This is a genomic window from Providencia hangzhouensis (assembly GCF_029193595.2).
Lineage (GTDB): Bacteria > Pseudomonadota > Gammaproteobacteria > Enterobacterales > Enterobacteriaceae > Providencia > Providencia hangzhouensis.
In genome coordinates, this window is the sequence record NZ_CP135052.1 from 2,126,717 (window position 1) to 2,148,819 (window position 22,103).

Here is a 22,103-nt window from a genome sequence, read left to right on the forward strand (position 1 = left end):
TATTTCCATGTGAAATACGACGAAAAAAGGGTGGATATCCACCCTTAAGTTTATATTTTTCGCTGTCACGAAGGTTACTCGTTAGCATAACCTTGTTGCGGTAAAATTTGGTTATCTAACACAGCGTTACCTTTTTGCATTGTTAATCGGCCACTGATGAACCATTCAACAACTAATGGGTAAATCGCATGTTCTTGAGCTTTAACCCGATCGATAATATCTTCTTCGCTATCTTGTTCAAAGATAGGCACTTTGGCTTGTAAAATAACCGGCCCGCCATCCAGCTCTTCTGTAACGAAATGCACCGATGTGCCATGTTCTTTATCCCCATTTTCCAGCGCCTTACGGTGTGTATGTAAACCGGGGTATTTAGGTAGCAAAGAAGGGTGGATATTGAGTAATTTTCCAGCAAAGTGGTTGACGAATTGGGCTGATAAGATACGCATAAAACCCGCTAATACGACTAAATCAGACTGGAATTGGTCAACCTGCGCGAGTAGTGCAGCATCATATGCTTGGCGGTCAGTATATTGTTTCGCATCTAAATAACAGGCTGGGATCCCAGCCTGTTGTGCTCGAACAAGCCCATAAGCATTGGCTTGGTTGCTGATAACAGCAACAATTTGAGCGCCAATTGCCCCAGAGCGACAGCTATCAATTAATGATTGCAAATTACTGCCACTGCCAGAAATGAGGACAACTATTTTTTTCATTAGCGGATCACAACCTGCTCTTCACCCGCAGGTAATGCACCAATTGTACCGATTTGCCATGCGTTTTCACCAAGCTTGTTCAGCAGAGCAAGTGCATTTTCGACTTCTTGCTGTGGCAGAGCAATAATAATCCCCACACCACAATTGAAGGTACGGTACATTTCATGGGTACTAACATCACCAGCTTGCTGTAGCCAATTAAAGACTGCGGGCCATTGCCAGCTGCTGCCGTCAATAATCGCTTGTGTGTTGTCAGGTAGTACGCGAGGAATATTTTCCCAGAAACCCCCACCGGTTATGTGTGCAATGGCGTGGATATCGCTATTTGCGATCAGCTCTAATACATTTTTAACGTAAATGCGTGTTGGTTCCAATAAGTGATCAGCTAAAGGTTTTCCATCTAATAGCGTTTCTTCAGGGTTGGTTTGACTGACTTCAAGGATTTTGCGAACCAGCGAATAGCCATTTGAATGAGGGCCGCTAGAGGCTAAAGCAATTAAGGCATCCCCAGCACTCACTTTGCTGCCATCGATGATTTCTGAGCGCTCAACAACACCCACACAGAAACCCGCCACATCGTAGTCTTCACCATGGTACATACCAGGCATTTCAGCGGTTTCACCGCCAACTAATGCGCAACCAGATTGTTTACAGCCTTCTGCGATACCTGTAATCACGCTAGTAGCGGTATCCACATCCAGTTTACCGGTTGCATAATAATCAAGGAAGAATAGAGGCTCTGCGCCTTGAACAATCAGGTCATTGACACACATAGCGACGAGGTCAATCCCAATGGAGTCATGACGTTTTAAATCCATTGCTAAGCGTAATTTGGTACCGACACCGTCAGTGCCTGAGACTAAAACAGGTTCACGGTATTTTTGCGGTAGGGAACATAATGCACCGAATCCCCCAAGCCCACCCATAACTTCTGGGCGGCGGGTTTCTTTTACGACACCTTTAATACGTTCAACCAAGGCGTTACCCGCATCAATATCAACACCGGCATCTTTATAGCTGAGAGAGGTTTTATCAGTCACTACGGCCCCCAAGGCAATTACATTTTTGAGAAAAATAACATCATTGACATTATTCTAACAGGCTAGGCAAACGTTTGCGATAGCTTTGTGTTGGAAATTTTTTTAGTACTCGTGATCCAAAAAAGGTGATTGCTAAGAAGCCGTACAGCAAAATAATAAGTGATTTTATTTAAATCAAATTTGCGGTTTAGCCAATTTCAACTTAACTGAGATAAGGTATAATTCTAAAAAAATTGTGTTAATCGTTGTTGTTTTGACCAAAATCAAGCGTTATCTAGTGGCAACCAAAGCTAAAAGAGGTATAATCCGGCGATTTTTTTGTCCGCCGCCGTCTTAAATAGTAGGAGAAACCCATGAAGATCGTTGAGGTAAAACACCCTCTCGTTAAACATAAACTCGGCCTGATGCGAGATCATGATATAAGCACAAAACGCTTTCGTGAACTGGCCTCAGAGGTTGGTAGCCTACTGACTTATGAAGCAACTGCTGACCTTGAAACTGAAAAAGTGACTATCGATGGTTGGTGTGGTCCTGTAGAAATAGAACAAATTAAAGGTAAGAAAATCACTGTAGTACCAATCCTCCGTGCAGGTATTGGTATGATGAATGGTGTATTAGATAGTATTCCAAGTGCACGTATCAGTGTGGTAGGTGTTTATCGTGATGAAGAAACACTGCAGCCTGTCCCTTATTTCCAAAAACTCGCATCTAACATTGAAGAACGTATGGCATTAGTGGTTGACCCAATGTTAGCGACGGGTGGCTCAATGATTGCCACTATTGATTTATTAAAAAATGCGGGTTGTACCTCGATTAAAATCTTAGTCCTTGTTGCAGCGCCAGAAGGTTTAAAAGCGTTAGAAGCTGCGCATCCAGATGTTGAATTATATACCGCTTCAATTGATGAGTATTTAAATGAAGAGGGGTATATCGTTCCGGGTCTCGGTGACGCGGGCGACAAGATATTTGGTACTAAATAATGATAAGCCGACTGAGAAGTCGGCTTTTTTTTGATTAATTGTAGAGACTCACTGCTTATTCAGTGATTAGCCATTTCGCTAAAAGAGGATAAAGTCACATGACTCGTCGCACCATCAGTGTTGAAGAAAGACCACCATTATTACAAACTATCCCACTGAGCCTTCAACACCTGTTTGCTATGTTTGGCGCAACCGTTATCGTACCGATTCTGTTTGGTGTAAACCCCGCGACAATTTTGCTGTTTAATGGAATAGGAACGCTGCTGTACTTATTTATTTGTAAAGGGCAAATTCCGGCTTATTTAGGTTCAAGTTTTGCATTCATTTCCCCTGTGTTGATTTTATTACCATTAGGTTATGAATTGGCACTTGGCGGCTTTATCATTTGTGGCGTGTTGTTCTGTATAGTTGCGCTGATTGTTAAAGTTGCAGGAAGAGGGTGGATCAACGTCATGTTCCCCCCAGCGGCAATGGGGGCAATCGTAGCTGTAATTGGTTTAGAGCTTGCTCAAACCGCTGCAGGTATGGCAGGGCTATTACCTAAAGATGGCGCAGTGGTTGATTCGAACACGTTAATTATTTCCCTGACCACATTATCAGTCACTATTCTCTGCGCGGTCGTTTTCCGTGGGTTTTTATCTATAATCCCAATTTTGATTGGTTTTTTAGCGGGTTATGCATTGTCCTATTTTATGGGGATTGTAGACTTTACACCCGTTATTGAAGCGCCATGGTTTGCTATCCCAACATTTTATACACCACGCTTCGAATGGTTTGCTATTTTAACCATTTTACCTGCGGCCTTAGTGGTTATCGCTGAGCACGTAGGGCACTTAGTGGTCACGGCGAATATTGTTGAGCGTGACTTAATGAAATCGCCAGGTTTGCATCGCTCAATGTTTGCGAATGGGTTCTCGACGGTGATTTCAGGTTTCTTTGGCTCAACACCGAATACGACTTATGGTGAAAATATTGGGGTAATGGCAATTACCAAGGTATACAGCACATGGGTGATTGGCGGAGCTGCAATTATTGCTATTTTATTATCTTGTGTTGGTAAATTAGCTGCTGCTATCCAATTAGTGCCGGTTCCTGTCATGGGCGGGGTTTCACTCTTATTATACGGGGTAATTGGTGCATCAGGTATTCGTGTGTTGATTGATTCAAAAGTTGATTATAACAAGCCACAGAATTTGATTTTAACCTCAGTGATTTTAATTATTGGTGTTAGTGGTGCGGTTATCCATATCGGTCAAGCGGAACTTAAAGGTATGGCACTGGCGACGATTGTCGGGATCTTTATGGCACTATTGTTCCGTTTTATAACATTTGTTAGGCCTGAAAAGCAATTTGTAACATCTGAAGTGCAAGAGCTTGATAGCAATAAAAAATAAGCCATGTGATTTTCCCTATTGCCGTTCGGTTGATCGAGCGGCATTTGCTCACCGTTCTTATTCATCTATCCGTGTTTTTTATGGTAAACTGCTAGATGAAAATTGATTTGTACAGCCAGAGGCGCTTCTGAACACACCATCACAGCTTTCATTACCACTATATCTGCCAGATGATGAAACCTTTGCAAGCTTTTATGCAGGGGAAAATGGGGCGTTGCTGTCTGCTATTCAGTCTGCTATTAATCAACCACACGGTAGTTATATCTATTATTGGTCGCGAGAAGGTGGTGGAAAAAGCCATTTATTACATGCGGCTTGTGCTGAACTGTCTGAACAAGGCATTGCAGTAGGCTATGTCCCTTTAGATAAACGTGCATATTTTGTCCCTGAAGTACTAGACGGTATGGAACATTTATCACTCGTTTGTATTGATAATATTCAGTGCATCGCGGGTGATGAAGAGTGGGAAATGGCGATTTTCAATTTATATAACCGTATTTTGGAAATTGGCCGAACTTGTTTATTAATCACTGGGGATAGGCCACCTCGGCAAATCGAACTGAAATTACCTGATTTAGCGTCTCGCCTTGATTGGGGACAAATTTATAAACTGCATCCACTGAGTGACGAAGATAAAATTTGGGCACTGCAATTACGTGCTCGTATTCGTGGTTTCGAATTACCGGAAGATGTGTGCCGTTTCGTATTAAAACGCTTAGATAGAAAAATGGGAACCTTGTTTGATATCTTAAACAAACTTGACCACGCATCCATCGTTGCTCAGCGCAAATTAACGATCCCTTTCGTAAAAGATATTCTAAAACTCTAGTAGACTAAACGAGTTGGCAGCCGCATAGCTGCCAAAATAGTGACTATAAGATTTCACAGACTTGCTCAGGCGGACGGCCTAAGCGTGCTTTATCACCATTAACAACGATAGGGCGTTCAATCAACTTAGGGTTCTCATGCATCGCTTTAATGAGTTGGTCCTGAGTTAAGCTGTCATCGTTTAAATTCAATTCCTTATACAGCTCTTCTTTGGTGCGCATTAATTGACGAGCATCTTTAAAGCCTAACATTTTAAGGAGTTTTTTGATCTCAGCTACCGTTGGGGGTGTTTTTAAATATTCGACCACCGTGGGAGTGATACCCTTATCAGTTAAAAGGGCTAGGGTTTCACGACTTTTAGAACAACGTGGGTTGTGGTAAATCTTAATCGAATCCGTCATTATTTTAACTCCTTACGGTTTTGCATTTTTGTCACGTAATTGTAGTTTTCTAAGCGCATCAATGCGAGCGTCATAACGCTGTTGTTCATAGCTGCCTAAACGGCTTTGACGGCTAGCATCGCTGAGATAATTAATCGCAGTGTCATAATTACCCCGTAATGCCATTCCTTCTGCGTAAGCGGCGAGTTCTTCTGTACGTTTACCTTGCTTTGCAGACGCTTCGGCCAGTAAATCCCAGCCAATCGGGTCATCAGGGTAATCAAACGTATATTTATTCAACAAGGTTGTAGCTTCTTTATATTGATGATTATTAATTAATGCGTTGGCAAGGTTAACAATGAAAACAGTATTTTTCGGTGTTTTTTTCAATGCGTTTTGTAAACGCGAAACTGCTCTAGCAACTTGATTTTGTTCGATATCGACATCCGTCATACTATCAATAAACCAAGGGTTATCAGGTTGTTTCGCTAATAGCTCTGTCAGGATTTTACCTGCTTCTGCATATTTTTTGTCCTGAGAAAGAAGTAACGCTTTACCATATTGTGCCGCAATTTGCTCTTGTGCAGAACCTTTCCCGTAATTTTCAATAATTTGGTCTAAGGCATGTTTTTGCTCGGTGCTATACATGGCCAAAATACGAACGCGAGCTAACATAAAATCCAGTGATGATGGCACACTCACTTTAGGATATTGATTAGAGCGGTTTCTTGCATCCGCTAAACGGCTATCCGGTAAGGGGTGCGTCAATAGGATTTCAGGGGGCTTCGACATATAACGAGTTTGGTCTGACATCGTTTGCATAAAATCAGCCATGGCGTGTGGGTCAAAGCCAGAGCGCCTTAATGTCTGCAAGCCAATACGGTCAGCTTCTTGTTCATTGGCTTGGGTAAAGCTGATCATACCTTGTTGAACCCCAGCCATTGTTCCTGTTAAAGCGGCAAAACCGGCTTGAGGATTCGCCATCACTAACAGTAAAGAACCAATGGTCCCTGCAATCGCGAGAGGAGTGGTGCTTTTCTGGTCTTCCATCATTCGCGCAAGGTGTCTTTGCGTGACGTGAGATATTTCGTGAGCCATGACTGATGCGAGCTGGCTTTCATTTTGGCTGTACCGAAATAATGCGGAATGCAGCACGACATTACCCCCAAAATAGGCATATGCGTTAATATTGGGGTTATTGACTAAATAGAACTTAAACGGTGTTTTAACTGAGTCGGCATTTTTTACTAAGCGCATGCCAAGTTTGTTAACATACTGAGTTAACAGTGGGTCATAAATAAGAGGGGTACTGGCTCGTATTTGGCGTGTGATTGCGTCTCCCATAATAATTTCTTGGTTGATGCTAAGAGTGCCTCCCGCCGTCGTTCCTATATCGGGTAAGGTATCTTCAATTGCGCTATAAGCAGGTAAAACTGCACCGTTCATTAGCGCAGCGATCATGAAAGCCAATAATGGATATTTTAAAGTTTTCTTCATGAAACGTGAGTATCCCATACAACATTTAAATTTAGGGTAAGTACCGACTTTATTTCGGGTATGTTTAAGTAAGGCACCTAAAAACGCGAAAAGTTTAAAACACATGATAGCAAAAGCTATCGTAAAATCTGTTCTTCGGTATAATTTTCGTTACTTTAGGAACTGTCCTTTGCACTAATTCCCCCAGGAGCAATAAATGCTGGAATTGTTTTTACAGTGGTATCGTCGGCGTTTTGCTGATCCACAAGCCATAGCCCTCTTTACATTACTCGTATCGGGGTTTGTGATCATCTTCTTTTTCAGCAGTATACTGGCTCCATTGCTGGCGGCAATTGCTTTAGCTTATTTACTTGAATGGCCGACCAATTTATTACAGCGTATAGGGTTATCTCGTTCAGTTGCTGTCGGCATTATTTTGACCTTATTCGCTGGAATAAGTGCCATGGTTATTTTAATTATTGCGCCGACGGCATGGCAGCAAGGGATTAATTTGATGGCCGATCTACCAAATATGGTTAACCGTTTCAATGAATTCGCACAGAAATTACCAGAGCAATACCCCGCATTAGTGGACGTTGGCATTATTGATATGATGGCAGATAACCTTCGTAGCCGCATGTCAGGCATTGCAGACTCAGTGGTTAAAGCGTCAGTTGCATCATTAATTGGTATTTTTACTTTGGCGGTTTACTTAGTTCTAGTGCCTTTGATGACATTTTTTCTTTTAAAAGATAAAGAACGTATCAGCAAAAGCTTTCTTAAGTTATTACCCAAAAATCGTTTGTTAGTGGGCAAAGTTTGGGTCGAAATGAATGAACAAATCACCAACTACTTACGAGGGAAAGTAACAGAAATGGTGATTGTTGGGGTGGTGACCTATTTATGTTTTGCTTATTTTGACTTGCGCTATTCCGTATTGTTATCGGTGCTTGTCGGAGTAGCGGTATTAATCCCTTATATTGGTGCGGTAGCGGCCACGATCCCAGTGGTTATTGTTGCGCTCTTTCAGTTCGGTATCGGCAGTGAATTTTGGTACCTAATGTTAGTTTACTTAGTGATCCAAGGTTTGGATAGCAACGTTGTTGTGCCTTTATTGTTTTCTGAAGCGGTAAATTTGCATCCACTAGTGATTATTTTATCTGTTGTGATATTTGGTGGGTTATGGGGCTTTTGGGGCGTATTTTTTGCAATCCCATTAGCAACACTGATTAAAGCGGTCATTCACGTATGGCCGGAAGAGCCAACGGAATCACAAAACTAGGTTAGGAATAGTGCTGTATGGGGGCATACAGCACTAAGATGTGGCGATTAAGCGTGTGTATTAATGTAATCAAGCACGATTTCGTGGTGGTTACTGGTTTTAAAATTGTCAAAGACGTGTTCTATTTTCCCAGTAGGGTCAACGAGGAAGCTAATACGATGAATCCCATCATAGGTTTTCCCCATGAATTGTTTTTCACCCCAAACCCCAAATTGCTCACATACTTGGTGGTCTTCATCTGATAATAAAGTGAAGTTCAACATCTCTTTTTCAGCGAAACGAGACAGTTTCTCTGGTTTGTCTGTGCTAATACCTAATACTTCGACACCTTTCGCTTTAAGTGTATCCATTTCATCACGTAGACCACACGCTTGAACAGTACAACCAGGGGTCATCGCTTTAGGATAAAAGTAAACTAATACGCGCTGACCCTGATAATCAGAAAGATTGATGAGCTCACCATCTTGGTCAGGAAGGCTAAATTGAGGCGCCTTATCACCGGCTTTCAATGGGTTCATTACATATATCTCCGTTAACTTTGCATGTTGGGGTTGTTAACAATACTTATGTTGCCTTTAGCATTTAGCATTGTACACAGTTGTTGAAATTTATTTTTTATGATTATGCCATTATCGTCCAACGGGTCGTGTGCAGTAATCTGAATCTCCAGTTGAGCGGGCATATCATTATTGGCTGGTTGTGTTTTAGAAACAAGCTCTGCGATATTACACTGCGAGGTTGTGAATAAATTTGTGAATTGCTCGACAATACGGGGTGCATCGTCAACAACAACATTCACTGTTACTGTCGATGGGTAATAGGTTGTTTGAACACTCTGGGTTCTTTTCATTACGATGAGCAAATCGAGCTCGGCGCCCTTAGGTGGCAATGTCGCCTCTAAAAGGGTGATAGCATTCCAACTGCCTGAAAGCATCATAATGAAGGTAAATTCCTTGCCAAACATCGCTAAGCGACTATCTTCAATATTACAATCACACTCGCTGACTAGCCGTGTAATAGTATTCACAATGCCCGGACGATCTGTTCCCAGCGCAGTAATGACAAGAAATTGCTGTTCAGTCTTAGGCAAAGTCTATTCCTTAGTATTTTAATTATGTCAGTTAAACATTTGATTAGAATATAGCAGTAAAATTCTAGCACTAAAAACTGACTGACTATGAAGGTAAGGAAACCATAAAAAAGACAATCTGCCAAGAGGGGAAATAGACTCTTGCGAGAAATATCAGTGAATTATTACTTCTATTTAAGTTAATGTGCTCGGCATTAACAAAATTCATTAAATTCTTGCTGTTGGGTGGTTTTCTTCTTTGAAATGAAAAAGTAACATGGTAGTTCAATTATTGAGGGGGTATCGCTATGGCTAATGGAAACGCAAATTATAAAGATTTTTTAACGGGAAGCATTGTTGCAGTTATCACACCAATGGATTCGGCGGGGCGTTTAGATAAAGCCAGCTTAAAAAAATTGGTGGATTATCATGTTGAAAGCGGAACAACTGCGATTGTTTCTGTTGGTACAACTGGCGAATCAGCAACCTTAACGCACAAAGAACATGTGGATGTCGTAAAAGCGACACTTGAATTAGCGGATGGCCGTATTCCTATTATTGCAGGAGCAGGCGCAAATGCGACAGCTGAAGCTATTTCGCTGACAAATGAGTTTGAAAACAGTGGTGTAGTTGCTTGCCTGACGGTAACACCTTATTATAATAGACCTTCTCAGGAAGGGTTATATCAACACTTTAAAGCAATTTCAGAAAACACGAGCTTGCCACAGATTCTTTATAATGTACCATCACGGACTGGCTGTGATATGTTGCCTGAAACCGTTGGGCGTTTAGCAAAACTGGCGAATATTGTTGCAATTAAAGAAGCAACAGGGAACTTAGCTAGGGTTCATCAAATCAAAGAACTGGTTGATGATAATTTTGTACTGTTAACAGGTGATGACGCAACAGCACTTGATTTCATGCAACTGGGTGGTCAAGGCGTTATTTCAGTCACATCCAACGTTGCGGCACCACAGATGGTAAAAATGTGTGACTTAGCGCTTGCAGGCAAATATACTGAGGCGCGTGAATTAAATAAAAAACTGATGGGGCTTCATCTTCAGTTATTTGTTGAACCAAATCCAATTCCAGCGAAATGGGGCTGTCATCGCTTAGGCCTGATTGCAGATGGTACATTACGGTTGCCAATGACACCGTTAACCACCTCGGGCCAGCAAAAAGTTGAGGAAGCTTTGAAGCTCGCTGGGTTACTGTAAAATTTAGGGAATTTTAATGGCAACATTATTGCAAAAATCGAAGGTTATGAAGGTTGCTGGCCTGTCACTTGTCGTGTTACTGGCAGCCTGCTCCAGCGATCAGCGCTATAAACGTCAGGTCAGTGGTGATGAGGAATATCTCAATGCTGCGCCATTGAAAGTGTTGAATGTGCCACAAGGGCTGACATTACCAGAACAAAATGGTGAGTATGATATCCCTAAAGCCACATCAACAGGGGCAATAGGGAAAGCGTTAGACATTCGTCCGCCAGTACTGACAATTTCGCAATTAGCGGGTTCTCGTACAGAGGATAGCGCTCAAGCAAGTCGTTTGTTGCTAGAAAATACACCTGAAAATAGTGCACTTTGGTCACAAGTTACGATGATCTTAGAGCAAAGAGGTATTCCAGTTTCATCTAAAGATGATGGTTCTCGCTCAATTGAAACCGATTGGGTCAAATGGGATCGTGCAGATGAAAACGTACCGATTGAGAGTCGCCATAAAGTAACAGTGCAACCAGAAAATGGTATGATGGCGTTAACGGTAACCAGCTTAGGCTTACGTCAAGGTGGTGAGACCATTACCGATGTTGTCGAAACTCAACGTTATAACAAACTGTTATTGAATGAATTAACCGATAACTTATATACGTTGCGTGATACTTCAAACAAAAATAGCATTCAAAATGCTTATGGTATCATTGATGTTCAAACAGGTAGTGATGATACTGGCTTACCTTTAGTTGTTGTTCGTGCGCCATTTGATGCAGTATGGGAACGCTTACCACACACCTTAGAAAGTGTTGGCATGAAAGTGGGTGACCGTACACGTTCAAGTGGTTCTGTGATGGTGACTTATAAAGGTTTAAGCAGTTCAGAATGGCAGGCGTTGGGCATTGATGACCCAACTGTGCCAGAAGCGGATTATAAAGTGCAGGTCGGTGATTTAAATAACCGTAGTACACTGCAATTTATCACCACCAAAGGTGTTCCTTTAACACAAAAACAAAATGATGAAATGGTTGCTGCACTGAAAGCGGCGTTTAGTAAAGCACCAGCCAAAAAGCAATAATTCAACATTTTTAGATGACGAATTAAACCGTAGCTTAAATACAAGCTGCGGTTTTTTTTATTTAAATTGGATGGGTTTGTATTGGGGTAAAGATATTAAGCTTCATACGCATAGGCTGGTGGTTATCAGCTCTGTATTTTGTTTATTTAATGCTTATCGTAACCTATATGCTTAGTTAATTATTAATTAGCATTCCATCAGTTTCAATTTTCCTTCTCTGGAAGGCTAATTTTATCTTTCATGTTTTCACTTAAAACAAATGGACAAAAAATCAGTATTTATGGTTAAGTAATCGTTTGCGTCCGCTCCGGAATTTTATTATCATGATTAGCAGTCAATTATAAAATATTGAATATCAGCTAGTTAGCGTTTTACATGGTGAATTTCAGTAACTGACTGAAACAGAGCAGAAAATTAACAATGAATAGGCCATTTGAATGGTTTTTGTTCTTCTGTTACTTATCTGAATCTGCTGTGCAGGTTGATTTTTGTTTAGTTTAATCACATCCCTGGAGTGTGTAAGATGCAAAAGAAAGCTGAGTTGTATCGTGGTAAGGCAAAAACAGTCTATACCACAGAGGATCCTGATCTACTGGTTCTGGAGTTCCGTAATGATACATCAGCACTCGATGGTGAGCGTATCGAGCAGTTTGACCGTAAAGGTATGGTAAATAACAAGTTTAACCATTTCATTATGAGCAAATTAGAAGCAGCCGGTATTCCAACGCAAATGGAAGCATTATTGTCTGACACAGAAGCTCTAGTGAAAAAGTTAGATATGGTGCCGGTTGAGTGTGTGATCCGCAACCGTGCAGCGGGTTCACTGGTAAAACGCTTAGGTGTTGAAGAAGGCATGGTGTTAAACCCGCCTTTATTTGACTTATTCTTAAAGGACGATGCCAAGCACGACCCGATGGTGAATGAATCGTACTGTGAGACTTTTGGTTGGGTGAGTAAAGAAAATTTGGCTAAAATGCGTGAGCTAAGCTACAAAGCCAATGAAGTGCTCAGTAAAATTTTTGCAGATGCAGGGTTAATTTTAGTCGATTTTAAACTGGAGTTCGGCTTGTATAAAGGCCAGGTTGTCTTAGGTGATGAGTTTTCCCCAGACGGTAGCCGTTTATGGGACAAAGAAACACTGAATAAAATGGATAAAGACCGTTTTCGTCAGAGCCTTGGTGGTCTAATTGAAGCTTACGAAGAGGTCGCCCGCCGTATTGGCGTGCAGTTAGATTAATTAATTTCCTATAATTTGAATGAGATTTTAGCCTGCATTGCAGGCTATTTTTTTATTTTTTAGTTATTAATCGGGCGCGACTGTTGGTTAATAAAATGTGTGATCCATGATGAAAGAGTGGTATCAGTAGTATTTATTTGTAGTTGCTGACTAAGTGATATCAATGTCGGTGCAGGAAGTGGGCTTTCAACTTGTAACTCTGGATGACCTAATACTTCCAGTGGTTGACCATCAGCGATTAGATTACCATTTGATAGATGTATTACACGTTGAAAATGGCGGGCGACAAAATCAAGATCGTGGCTAATCGAAACGACAGTTACCCCTTTTTCGCGTTGTAGTGTCAGCCAGTCTTCGAATTTTCGCATCCAAAAGGCATCAAAGTCACGGCTTGGTTCATCAAGTAGCAATAGTTTAGGTGAAACAGCCTCTAAGCAGGCAACAGCAACCATCCTGCGTTGGCCTGCATGTAAATCTAAAGGGTGTTTATCCGCCACATCGGATAAGTGACAAATTTCAAGTGCTTGCTGTACTCGCGCTTGAATATCACGTTTATGATGTTTTTGGCGTTTTAAACCAAAAGCAATTTCATCACGTACACAACTATGAAAAATTTGTTTCTCAGCTTCTTGGAATAAGATCCCAATATGGTTAGCTCTTTGTGGGGAGGAAAGAAGATTAAGCGGCAGGCTATCAAGCCGAATATCACCTTGTGTTGGGCGCAATAACCCCGCTAAAAGGCGCAATAGCGTTGATTTACCTGCACCATTATCCCCAACTACAGCGACCCATTCACCAGGGTGAATAGATAGAGATAAAGATTGTATGTTATCAATAGTTGAACTTGGCCAACGATAACTCAGGTTTTCAAGCTGTAACATATCGCTCCTTAAACATCTGTAGCAATTGTGCTTCATCGTGGGGAATATTTCCTTGCCAATACCCTAATTTGAGCAGTTCACCTACCGCGCGCCAAGCATCTGGCATATTGATTGTTTCAATGGCATCAAGAAAAACATCATTTAAACCACCTGTTGCGACCATTTTCCCAGCCTCTAAAAAGGTTTTACCCGTACTCAGCAAAAGGAATGAGTCACAGAAACTGGTGGCTGGTAATAAGTTGCGCTCAAAAAAAATAATGCTACAGCCTGTTTGTTCTGTATAGCGTTGTAATTGCGTTAAGATGCGTTGTGTTGCACTCGGTGTGAGCCGACTAAAGGCTTCATCAAGTAACAGGAGTTTGGGTTGCATCGCTAATGCGCTTGCTAACACCACTCGTTGCGCTTCACCGCCTGACAAGGTTGCAGGATGGCGCGTTCGCAGTGCCCTACAAAACGTCAGTTCAATGGCAAGCTCAACTCGCTCACTAATTTCGTCGGGTGTTAAACCGAGGTTCTCAGGCCCGAACGCAATTTCCTGTTCAACGGTAAACGCGCAGCCTGAAAGTTGTAATTGGGGGGATTGCTGAACTAGTTGGCGTGATATAGACACCTGAACCACGGAGTTGTCAGCTAAGGGCGCTCGTAATATCTCTGCGGTTCCTTCGATTTTCCCCTGAATGAGGTCATTGTGCCAACCGGCGAGTATTTGCGCTAATGTGCTTTTTCCGCTGCCGTTACCGCCAAATATGCATAGCCATTGGCCTGCGTTTAGCTGAAGATCAATCGGCCCTAATAGGGACTGCTCCGCACCTTGTGGAATGAAGCGCATTTGTTGTAGATTTACCACCACAGAGAGAGACCACCTTCAATGAAAATTAACAGAACTAACCCATATCTAAGTACTGCTTGGAGAGAGCTATCTCTAGGCGGGTTTAATGTGGTGCGTTTGGCACAATAACGAAAACCACGCATATCTAATGCGGCTCCACGAATACTTAGTTCACTTAAGGTATTACTGGCAAGTGGAAATAATAGGGCAGGTAACGATATAACACGTTGCCAAAAGCGCCCATCAAGAGGAACGCCTCTCGCTAATTGGGCTTCACGGATAGTGTTTAATTGCTGGCGAAATTGTTCTGCAAGTAATAACGGGCCTGCGAGTAGGTATGCAAAACTTGCAGGTAAACGGCTTGCAAACAAAGCACGAATGAAACGTTCAGTCGGTACATACTGCAGCCAAAGTTGAGAAGCGCTAATAATCGTTAATAACTTAAACCACAATGCCAACGCAAATTCAGGGCGGCTATTTTTTAATGTGGCTCCGGTTAATAGCTGAGCTAGCCAGCCACCATGAATTAACCAAAGCCCTGCCGCCATGGGAAGCATAATCCACGCAACTATTTTCCATCGGTGGCGTGCGGGCCGCCAAAATAATAAAACACCAAATGTGCTGCAACCTAGCAGAATTAATGGCCAGCTCAATGGTAAGAAAAGCGAGCTTACACTGAGCCAAAACCAAATTGTCAGCGAGGTAAATGGATGCATTTAACGGACCTTAGCCATATTTGGATAATTACGTTGGACACGTTCTGGTAATTGTCGAACCAATAACCAAGCAATAATGGCTGATGCGACTTTATCTGCAATATTGGCGCCTAATACTGTAATTGCCACCGATTCTAATAAGTTATCGCCAACAGCATGAAAATACGCGACAAAAAAGTCAGCGCCGCTACCGGTTGTTCCTGCAAACAAGTAAGTGCGAATGGGAACAGCAACGATCATCAACGCAAAAGTAATGACAACACCGGATAAAATCACTCTTGGTAAGGTGCGAAAACCACCTGCGCGAGCTAATAACCCAGCACTCAGGCCAATCATCATCGCGACAGGGGCGAAAGCCGCTGCAATTGGGCCGCTGAGTAAACCCCATAATAGATTTGTTAATAATCCACTCAATAGCGCAACCCAAGGGCCTGCTAATAATGCACAAATTAATGTTCCTATAGAATCTAGGAATATCGGCAGTTTTAACATTGAGCTTAATTGGCCAATAACCATATTAATAGCAATAGAAAAAACAATTAAAGTCAGTGTACGACTAGAAATAATCGACGTTTTACTCATGACAAAGTCATTCCTTACAGTAATGGAATAATAAAATTAGCGAGAAGTGATGATAAGCTCTTCATAACCAGACAAAGGGCAAGGTTCACGAGTGAAATTAACTTTTTCAAGTTCCCCAATAATCAGCTCTAATGTTGTTCTAACAGTACAACCCGGCATCATATGGCCACCGAGAACTTTCCCTTCTTCATCAGAGACAGACAAATGCAGGTGTTCGCCGTTAGCATCTAAAGTGCCAATTAATGAAACAATTTCGAATTTGCCTGTTGTGTGAAACGTGTTCTCTTGTCCTGCAAAACGCAGTGCGACATGAGTTAAGCTGCCGACGCTACTGGCAATAAATGCAGCTTGTAGGCTGTGTTGCTCAATTTTTCGTTTTAATGCTAAAAGCGCATCTTCTCCAGGCACTAAGCGGATAGCAATAAAACGAGCGTTTGAAAAGGGGGATAAAGATTGGTTCATATTGTTAATCCTAATCATTGTGCTTGCGCAGAGCGTCGCACAACCATGTAAATCATTAAAATTATAAATAATGCTAAGTTATGATTTTTCTGTATTAATTATTGGTGATTATTATACGTAATTGAGATGGATTGTCTGGTTGTAAAGGTATTTAGGACTATCTTCAGCAAAAGGCACCACAAGTTGGTTTTTATGATGATAAATATAAAAAAAATGCAGAAATAAAAAAATAAACAGTGATGAATATTCCGAATATTTAGCTTAAGTTTTGGTGGCGATGGGAGTTATCTGTATTGCCATGTTAATTTTATGTACAATTCGGCTTGTCACCGTGAAATATGCTAAGAAGACCTCTTTTGAAAAGTATTAAATAGATAATAAAGAACAGCTAAAATGTCGCACTTGAGTTAATAAATTGTGCGGAAATAGTAAGGTTTTTTATTAATGAAAATATCGTTACCGTAAAAATAAAAAGAGTTGGCGTTAATATTTGCTTCTTTGATGATGAGCCAATAACATGTTTTTAAATCAGTCTATTTGCTGCTAATAAATTATAATTATGCGTTTTACAGGGATAAATCTATGAGTCATGTTGATCCAACATTAATCATTTTACTGGTATTAGCCGGGTTAGGTATCATTAGTCATAATATGACAGTCACTCTTGCGATGTTATTTTTATTGGTGGTCAGAATAACACCATTGAATAATTATTTTCCATGGGTTGAAAAATATGGCTTAACCATTGGGATACTTATCTTAACTATCGGTGTTATGGCGCCAATTGCGAGCGGTAAAATAACGGCAAATGAAGTATTGAGCTCATTTTTGAATTGGAAATCGATTCTTGCAATTGTCATCGGGATCGCCGTTTCTTGGTTAGGTAGCCGAGGTGTCACATTAATGTCCCATCAACCTTCTACTGTTGCAGGCTTACTTGTTGGAACTGTTATTGGTGTTGCTTTATTCCGTGGTGTTCCTGTAGGGCCTTTAATTGCTGCCGGGATCTTGTCACTATTAATTGGTAAATCATAGTATTACGATGGTGAAATTGCTTCCTGTTATTATCGAACAGCTACATATGGTTGGCATGCGTCGTCTTATGGTTCTTTCTGGCGACAGTGCGTGGGTGGAACAGCAACTCAACGAACTTCAGACAGCCATTGATGGCGACTGGTTAACCATTTCAACGAATTTGCCACAAGGGGTTTCCCCAGAGAATGCACATCTATTATTGGGCCGTGAATTTTTACATGGCATCTTTGATGCACGTAAAGGTTTTCATAGTGAAGCCCTAGCCATGCTTGCTGGCACGTTAAAAGCAGGGAGCTTGTTAGTTTTATGTACTGCACCTCAAACTGAGTGGGCGACAAATGCTGATCTAGACAGCCTACGTTGGAATGAACAATTGGGGCTCATTCCAACACCGAATTTTATTCACCATCTGCAACGGACTTTCCAAACATCTTCCGATATTTTATTTTATAAACAAGGAGATGAGCCTGATTTTTCATTACTAAATAACAAACCATTATGGCAAGCACCGACAGGCCAGCCAACAGAACAGCAGCAACAAATAATTAGCCAATTATTAAAAGCAAAACATGGCATTTGGGGCTTGATAGCCCCGAGAGGGCGCGGAAAATCTGCAATAGCTGGGATGTTAATAAAACAATTTATGGGAGAGTGTTGGTGTTGTGCTCCCGCCAAAGTGGCAACGGAAGTTTTAAGTCGGCATGCAGGACAAAAGATTAATTTTTGGTCCCCTGATAGCCTATTAGCGTACTGCCGCAGCAATGAAAAAATAACAGCAGATTGGCTAGTCATCGATGAAGCTTCTGCTATTCCTAATTATATATTACGTGAGCTGGTGGGGTATTTTCCTCGAGTTCTATTAACTACGACAGTCGATGGTTATGAAGGAACTGGGCGCGGTTTTACGTTAAAATTTTGTGCAAGTTTAGCTCATTTCACTTTACTGCAACTTGATAACCCAATGCGCTATGCGGCTAATGATCCCTTAGAATTGTGGGTCAATGAGGCTTTATTGCTGCAAGAACCCACCACTCAAACGGTTCTTGCTGGAAATACTGAATATAAAGCGTTAACTCAGGCATCATTAGCGGAAAATAATGAGCAATTAAAAGCGTTTTATGGCTTATTGATGAGTGCACATTATCGAACGTCACCATTAGATTTACGACGACTATTGGATGCCCAGCAACAACATTTTATGGTGGCAAAAGCCGAGTCTGATGATTGTACCTATTTAGGTGCATTATGGATGGTAGATGAAGGACAGTTAACCGAATCATTGAGCTGGCAAATATGGGCTGGGCTTCGTCGACCAAGAGGAAATTTAGTTGTCCAATCTTTAGCAGCTCATAGTTATTTCCCCATTGCGGCACAATGGCTATCTCGCCGAGTGATGCGTATTGCCGTTGATGCGAACTACCGTAGGCGCCAAATTGGTTTAACGCTTTTAGAAAAACAGAAAGCAATTGCTACAGAGCAAGGGTTAGATTTTTTATCTGTTAGTTTTGGATTAACACCAGACTTAGTCGCATTTTGGCAAAAAGCGGGCTTTCGGTTAATACGAATAGGTTCGCATAAAGAAGCCAGTAGTGGCTGTTTTACCGCGATGGCTATTTTACCTATTTCAAACCGTGCATACCAACTTTGTGAACAAGGCGAATCCCGATTAAAACGTGACCTATATTGGCGCAGTGATTTACAAGAGTTTGCGTTCGAAACGGATCCACAGCAGCAACTAGTGACAGATGATTGGATAGAACTGATCGGTTTTAGTGAGTTTAAGCGCCCAATTTCGGCGAGTACAAGTGCAATCATGCGTTTATTGAGGGAAGAAACAAACGGGCTTCCTCTCCTCAGACGGCATTTTGTATTATGTGAACCTATCTCCAAGATTTGCGCGGATGTCGGTATTACAGGGCAAAAGCAATGGTTAAAACGAGTAAGAGAAGAGGTTGGTATACAGGTAAAACAATACCAACCAGCACTTTTAGCTGAAATAAAGCAGAAAATTACTTCTTCTTGTCTTTAGGCCAATCGTCTTCATCATCCCAAAGATGGTTATTATCCTGATGCGGAGGGATTTCAGGCTTGTTATCTAAAAATTTTTTGGGGTCCAATTTCATCATTTCTTTGACTGAATTCCAGATAATACCTACCAATAAGAGTAAAATTATCCACCAGTAGTCTGTCAACCATTGCATATTCACCTTCCATTCGTCATTCTTTGAGCTGTCTGTGCGTTGATATCGCTCAGTTACCCTAGTCACATACTTTTGTATGCTCCTAGGGATGCCTTCTCTCATCGCCTTCATACAACTCAAATAATTTAGAATGGAACCGAGTGAGCCATTCTTTTGAGCTGTCTGTGCGTTGATATCGTTCAGTTACCCTAGTACATACTAGTGTATGCCTCTATTGTGTTTTTTTGCATCTTTTCATCGAAACTAAATGATATAAAGAAAAATAAATATCTATCATTGAAACCTCAAAGATTCCTGAGAAAGAAAGCTATGGGAACAATAATCATTCCAATCGGCAAAAGCGACTTTTCATTAAGCGTGTTTACCATTAGAGTATACCATTGATATTATTATGAGTTACCACAGATTTTATGCGGCTTTTACCATTTGATTTATTTATTAGGGAGGGGGAGTAATTTTGAAAAAATTGTTCCTCATAGTTATTGGATGGTTAGCTGTTGCGCTGGCTTTTGCTGGCGTTATTCTTCCTGTTTTGCCGACTACGCCTTTCTTGTTATTAGCGGCATGGTGTTTTTCTCGTTCATCTCCACGCTTTCACCATTGGTTATTATATCGCTCTTGGTTTGGGGGATATATCCGTCACTGGCAAAAGCATAAAGGACTACCGAAAGGGGCAAAACCAAAAGCAATTGTATTGATAATACTCACTTTTTCACTATCAATCTGGGTTGTTAGCTATTTATGGTTAAAAATTGGTTTATTGGCACTGTTGTGTTGGCTGCTTATTTTTATGTATCGGCTTCCAGTTGTTGATGAACAAATTGCCACGAAAAAGAAAAAAGCCCCATAAATTATGTAGCGTAATCTATGAGGCGTGGTAGAAGTTGCTCTGTTAGCTTAGAAATTATTCAGGAGCTTTAATATAGCGTTCGAATACATAATCTAAGTTACTGTTTAGCCAGTTTTTTCCGCAAATATCCTCTTGTAGGAGAACTTGTTTAATGACTTCTGGCGTTAAAAGCTGTTCAGCTTCATGGGATAAAGGCCAGTAGCTAATATGCCAAGGTTCATAGGCAACCCCTGCATTTTTTGCAGTGAAAGGGCGATAAAAATCAAATGTCGCCATGTTATCCGTTAGCCAGTGGTTCAGTTCAGCAAAATAGCCGTCAGTTTCATATTCCCAAGGCTCTAACTGTAACGTTTGCCCTGAAGGAATACGTAATGGGTCATAAACATCTATTTCGGTTCCCCAATGGTGGCGGCTTGCACCGGGTAATGCTGACCAATGTAAAATAGCTTCACAAAGCTCGCCTTCAGAAAGCGTTGTAATATCTAAAGGTTGGCTTTGTGCATCAAGAACAGGGCGGAGACCGGTAAATTTTTCATTCCAAATTAACTGTTGACGTGAAAAATCACGAAATGCACTTGCCGATTGTAACTTGAACCCTGACTTTACAGCCGCTTGTTGCATGGCTAAAAATGCTTTGGTGGCATTGAACTGTAGGCGATGAGAACCGCCAAGTGTCACTAAATGGTCAGTTGAGCGGCCTGTTAACATGGCAATAGTGATCATAATAACAATAACTCCATGACCCGTTCATAAATTAAGGCCAGCTGTTGCAAGTCTTTGACGCTAACGCATTCGTCAACTTTATGTATGGTGGCATTCAGTGGGCCGAGCTCAATAACTTGAGTCCCCATTTGGGCGATAAAACGGCCATCGGAGGTTCCACCGCTTGTGGATAACTCTGCATTAAGACCAGTTAATTCATGAATTGCTTGCAAAGTTGCAGTGACAAGTTCTTGTTTTTCAGTTAAAAATGGTTGCCCAGATAATGACCACTTTATTTTATATGTTAAGCCATGGCGTTCTAGCATGCTAGTGACCCTGTCACGTATTTGTGTGTCGGTCAATTCTGTGCTAAAACGAAAATTAAATTGAATAAATAACTCACCAGGGATCACATTACTTGCCCCAGTACCTGCATGGATATTGGCAATTTGCATGGTGGTGGCAGGGAAGAACTCATTGCCGTTATCCCAGATAGTTGAAGTGAGCTCTTGTAAAAAAGCGGTTGAGCGGTGCACCGGGTTGTCCGCTAAATGGGGATAAGCAACGTGTCCTTGTGTACCCAAAATAGTTAAATTCGCTGTAATAGAGCCTCTTCGACCATTCTTTATGATGTCGCCTAATTGTGATTGGCTTGACGGCTCACCGACTAAACAGTAATCAACGCGTTCATTACGTGCCATCAATGTTTCGACCACTTTGACCGTGCCATCTAGCGCATCGGCTTCTTCATCTGATGTGATTAAAAAGGCCAAACGCCCTTGATGTTGAGGGTGCTTTTTGACAAAGCGCTCTGCGGCGACAACCATTGCTGCGACTGAGCCTTTCATATCAGCAGCACCGCGGCCATACAAATGTTGATTGATAATTGTCGGGTTAAAAGGGGGTGTTTGCCAATTTTCACTATTGCCTGCTGGTACGACATCGGTATGGCCTGCAAATGCGAGCGTTGGACCTTGAGTACCTCGATGTGCCCAAAAATTTAATGTGTTACCAAAATGCATTGGTTCAACGGTAAAACCGAGTTGGTTTAAACGCTCAGTCAGTATCGCTTGGCAACCTTGGTCATCAGGGCTGATAGAAGGGCGTGAGATCAGTTCTTTGGCAAGTTGAATAACTGGGCAATCCATCATAACCGC

Annotated in this window: 23 protein-coding genes and 1 pseudogene; 10 read left to right on the forward strand and 14 right to left on the reverse strand. The window is 41.5% G+C overall.

Annotated features, from left to right (window positions below; translation table 11 throughout):
* Window positions 1-74: 74 nt before the first annotated feature.
* Together purN and purM are read right to left on the reverse strand one after the other, a co-directional pair.
* On the reverse strand, window positions 75-713 hold the full coding sequence (gene purN / locus PZ638_RS09450) for a phosphoribosylglycinamide formyltransferase (protein WP_094960483.1): 639 nt from the start codon (window positions 711-713) through the stop codon (window positions 75-77).
* Window positions 713-1,753 carry a phosphoribosylformylglycinamidine cyclo-ligase gene (gene purM, locus PZ638_RS09455; RefSeq protein WP_094960484.1) on the reverse strand — a complete coding sequence of 347 codons (1,041 nt, stop codon included), beginning with the start codon at window positions 1,751-1,753 and terminating at the stop codon, window positions 713-715. Before purM ends, purN begins: the two co-directional genes overlap by 1 nt.
* 353 nt (window positions 1,754-2,106) lie before the next feature.
* Here purM and upp point away from each other — a divergent pair, with 353 nt between their 5' ends.
* From upp to hda, 3 genes are all read left to right on the forward strand, one after another.
* Window positions 2,107-2,733: a uracil phosphoribosyltransferase gene (upp, locus tag PZ638_RS09460; protein ID WP_004253541.1), complete on the forward strand. Its 627-nt coding sequence runs from the start codon at window positions 2,107-2,109 to the stop codon at window positions 2,731-2,733.
* Window positions 2,734-2,831: 98 nt separating this feature from the next.
* The gene (gene uraA / locus PZ638_RS09465) at window positions 2,832-4,127 is read left to right on the forward strand and encodes a uracil permease (protein ID WP_004253542.1); all 1,296 of its coding nucleotides are present in this window, start codon (window positions 2,832-2,834) and stop codon (window positions 4,125-4,127) included.
* Between the two features lie 127 nt (window positions 4,128-4,254).
* Window positions 4,255-4,956 carry a DnaA inactivator Hda gene (gene hda, locus PZ638_RS09470; protein ID WP_036957653.1) on the forward strand — a complete coding sequence of 234 codons (702 nt, stop codon included), beginning with the start codon at window positions 4,255-4,257 and terminating at the stop codon, window positions 4,954-4,956.
* A 43-nt stretch (window positions 4,957-4,999) separates the two neighbouring features.
* Here hda and arsC read toward each other — a convergent pair whose 3' ends face one another.
* Together arsC and bepA are read right to left on the reverse strand one after the other, a co-directional pair.
* Entirely contained in the window at window positions 5,000-5,356 is a 357-nt protein-coding gene (gene arsC, locus PZ638_RS09475) for an arsenate reductase (glutaredoxin) (protein WP_094960485.1), read from the reverse strand.
* 12 nt (window positions 5,357-5,368) lie between these two features.
* Window positions 5,369-6,832, reverse strand: a complete 1,464-nt coding sequence (gene bepA, locus PZ638_RS09480) for a beta-barrel assembly-enhancing protease (RefSeq protein WP_036958108.1) — start codon at window positions 6,830-6,832, stop codon at window positions 5,369-5,371.
* 196 nt (window positions 6,833-7,028) lie between these two features.
* Between bepA and PZ638_RS09485 the strand changes: the two genes are divergently transcribed.
* Entirely contained in the window at window positions 7,029-8,093 is a 1,065-nt protein-coding gene (locus tag PZ638_RS09485) for an AI-2E family transporter (protein WP_272674186.1), read from the forward strand.
* 47 nt (window positions 8,094-8,140) lie between these two features.
* Here PZ638_RS09485 and bcp read toward each other — a convergent pair whose 3' ends face one another.
* Both bcp and PZ638_RS09495 read right to left on the reverse strand, forming a co-directional pair.
* On the reverse strand, window positions 8,141-8,611 hold the full coding sequence (bcp, locus tag PZ638_RS09490) for a thioredoxin-dependent thiol peroxidase (RefSeq protein WP_004253548.1): 471 nt from the start codon (window positions 8,609-8,611) through the stop codon (window positions 8,141-8,143).
* A gap of 14 nt (window positions 8,612-8,625) precedes the next feature.
* A complete protein-coding gene (locus PZ638_RS09495; protein ID WP_004253549.1) occupies window positions 8,626-9,183 on the reverse strand; it encodes a glycine cleavage system transcriptional repressor in 558 nt (185 codons plus the stop codon).
* Between the two features lie 287 nt (window positions 9,184-9,470).
* On the opposite strand from PZ638_RS09495, the gene dapA reads away from it, so the two are divergent.
* The 3 genes from dapA (at window position 9,471) to purC (ending at window position 12,688) form a co-directional block, all read left to right on the forward strand.
* Complete coding sequence (gene dapA, locus PZ638_RS09500) at window positions 9,471-10,379, forward strand: 4-hydroxy-tetrahydrodipicolinate synthase (RefSeq protein ID WP_004253550.1); 909 nt, start codon at window positions 9,471-9,473, stop codon at window positions 10,377-10,379.
* 16 nt (window positions 10,380-10,395) lie between these two features.
* Window positions 10,396-11,451 (forward strand): outer membrane protein assembly factor BamC, encoded by a 1,056-nt coding sequence (gene bamC / locus PZ638_RS09505; protein ID WP_004253551.1) that lies wholly within the window; start codon window positions 10,396-10,398, stop codon window positions 11,449-11,451.
* A 523-nt stretch (window positions 11,452-11,974) separates the two neighbouring features.
* Window positions 11,975-12,688 carry a phosphoribosylaminoimidazolesuccinocarboxamide synthase gene (purC, locus tag PZ638_RS09510; protein ID WP_004911363.1) on the forward strand — a complete coding sequence of 238 codons (714 nt, stop codon included), beginning with the start codon at window positions 11,975-11,977 and terminating at the stop codon, window positions 12,686-12,688.
* Window positions 12,689-12,747: 59 nt separating this feature from the next.
* On the opposite strand, the pseudogene PZ638_RS09515 reads toward purC, so the two are convergent.
* The 5 genes and pseudogenes from PZ638_RS09515 to PZ638_RS09535 all read right to left on the reverse strand — a co-directional run.
* A pseudogene (locus PZ638_RS09515) lies at window positions 12,748-13,503 on the reverse strand (energy-coupling factor ABC transporter ATP-binding protein); the annotation flags it as partial.
* A gap of 52 nt (window positions 13,504-13,555) precedes the next feature.
* Window positions 13,556-14,419, reverse strand: coding sequence for an energy-coupling factor ABC transporter ATP-binding protein (locus PZ638_RS09520; RefSeq protein WP_272574621.1), 864 nt, complete (start codon window positions 14,417-14,419; stop codon window positions 13,556-13,558).
* Window positions 14,410-15,114 carry an energy-coupling factor transporter transmembrane component T gene (locus PZ638_RS09525; protein ID WP_094960489.1) on the reverse strand — a complete coding sequence of 235 codons (705 nt, stop codon included), beginning with the start codon at window positions 15,112-15,114 and terminating at the stop codon, window positions 14,410-14,412. Before PZ638_RS09525 ends, PZ638_RS09520 begins: the two co-directional genes overlap by 10 nt.
* Entirely contained in the window at window positions 15,115-15,696 is a 582-nt protein-coding gene (locus PZ638_RS09530) for a membrane protein (RefSeq protein WP_036957659.1), read from the reverse strand.
* 36 nt (window positions 15,697-15,732) lie between these two features.
* On the reverse strand, window positions 15,733-16,158 hold the full coding sequence (locus PZ638_RS09535) for a PPC domain-containing DNA-binding protein (protein ID WP_036957661.1): 426 nt from the start codon (window positions 16,156-16,158) through the stop codon (window positions 15,733-15,735).
* A 582-nt stretch (window positions 16,159-16,740) separates the two neighbouring features.
* On the opposite strand from PZ638_RS09535, the gene PZ638_RS09540 reads away from it, so the two are divergent.
* Together PZ638_RS09540 and PZ638_RS09545 are read left to right on the forward strand one after the other, a co-directional pair.
* Window positions 16,741-17,193, forward strand: coding sequence for a DUF441 domain-containing protein (locus tag PZ638_RS09540; protein ID WP_004253572.1), 453 nt, complete (start codon window positions 16,741-16,743; stop codon window positions 17,191-17,193).
* 7 nt (window positions 17,194-17,200) lie between these two features.
* Window positions 17,201-19,222, forward strand: coding sequence for a tRNA(Met) cytidine acetyltransferase TmcA (locus PZ638_RS09545; RefSeq protein WP_164455568.1), 2,022 nt, complete (start codon window positions 17,201-17,203; stop codon window positions 19,220-19,222).
* Here PZ638_RS09545 and PZ638_RS09550 read toward each other — a convergent pair.
* On the reverse strand, window positions 19,203-19,394 hold the full coding sequence (locus tag PZ638_RS09550) for a YpfN family protein (protein ID WP_094960622.1): 192 nt from the start codon (window positions 19,392-19,394) through the stop codon (window positions 19,203-19,205). The two genes, PZ638_RS09545 and PZ638_RS09550, sit on opposite strands and share 20 nt — an antisense overlap.
* A gap of 457 nt (window positions 19,395-19,851) precedes the next feature.
* Here PZ638_RS09550 and PZ638_RS09555 point away from each other — a divergent pair, with 457 nt between their 5' ends.
* The gene (locus tag PZ638_RS09555; RefSeq protein ID WP_094960491.1) at window positions 19,852-20,244 is read left to right on the forward strand and encodes a DUF454 family protein; all 393 of its coding nucleotides are present in this window, start codon (window positions 19,852-19,854) and stop codon (window positions 20,242-20,244) included.
* Between the two features lie 54 nt (window positions 20,245-20,298).
* Here PZ638_RS09555 and PZ638_RS09560 read toward each other — a convergent pair whose 3' ends face one another.
* Window positions 20,299-20,967, reverse strand: coding sequence for a M15 family metallopeptidase (locus PZ638_RS09560; RefSeq protein WP_096863901.1), 669 nt, complete (start codon window positions 20,965-20,967; stop codon window positions 20,299-20,301).
* The gene (gene dapE, locus PZ638_RS09565) at window positions 20,964-22,094 is read right to left on the reverse strand and encodes a succinyl-diaminopimelate desuccinylase (protein ID WP_144140710.1); all 1,131 of its coding nucleotides are present in this window, start codon (window positions 22,092-22,094) and stop codon (window positions 20,964-20,966) included. Before dapE ends, PZ638_RS09560 begins: the two co-directional genes overlap by 4 nt.
* Window positions 22,095-22,103: the final 9 nt, after the last annotated feature.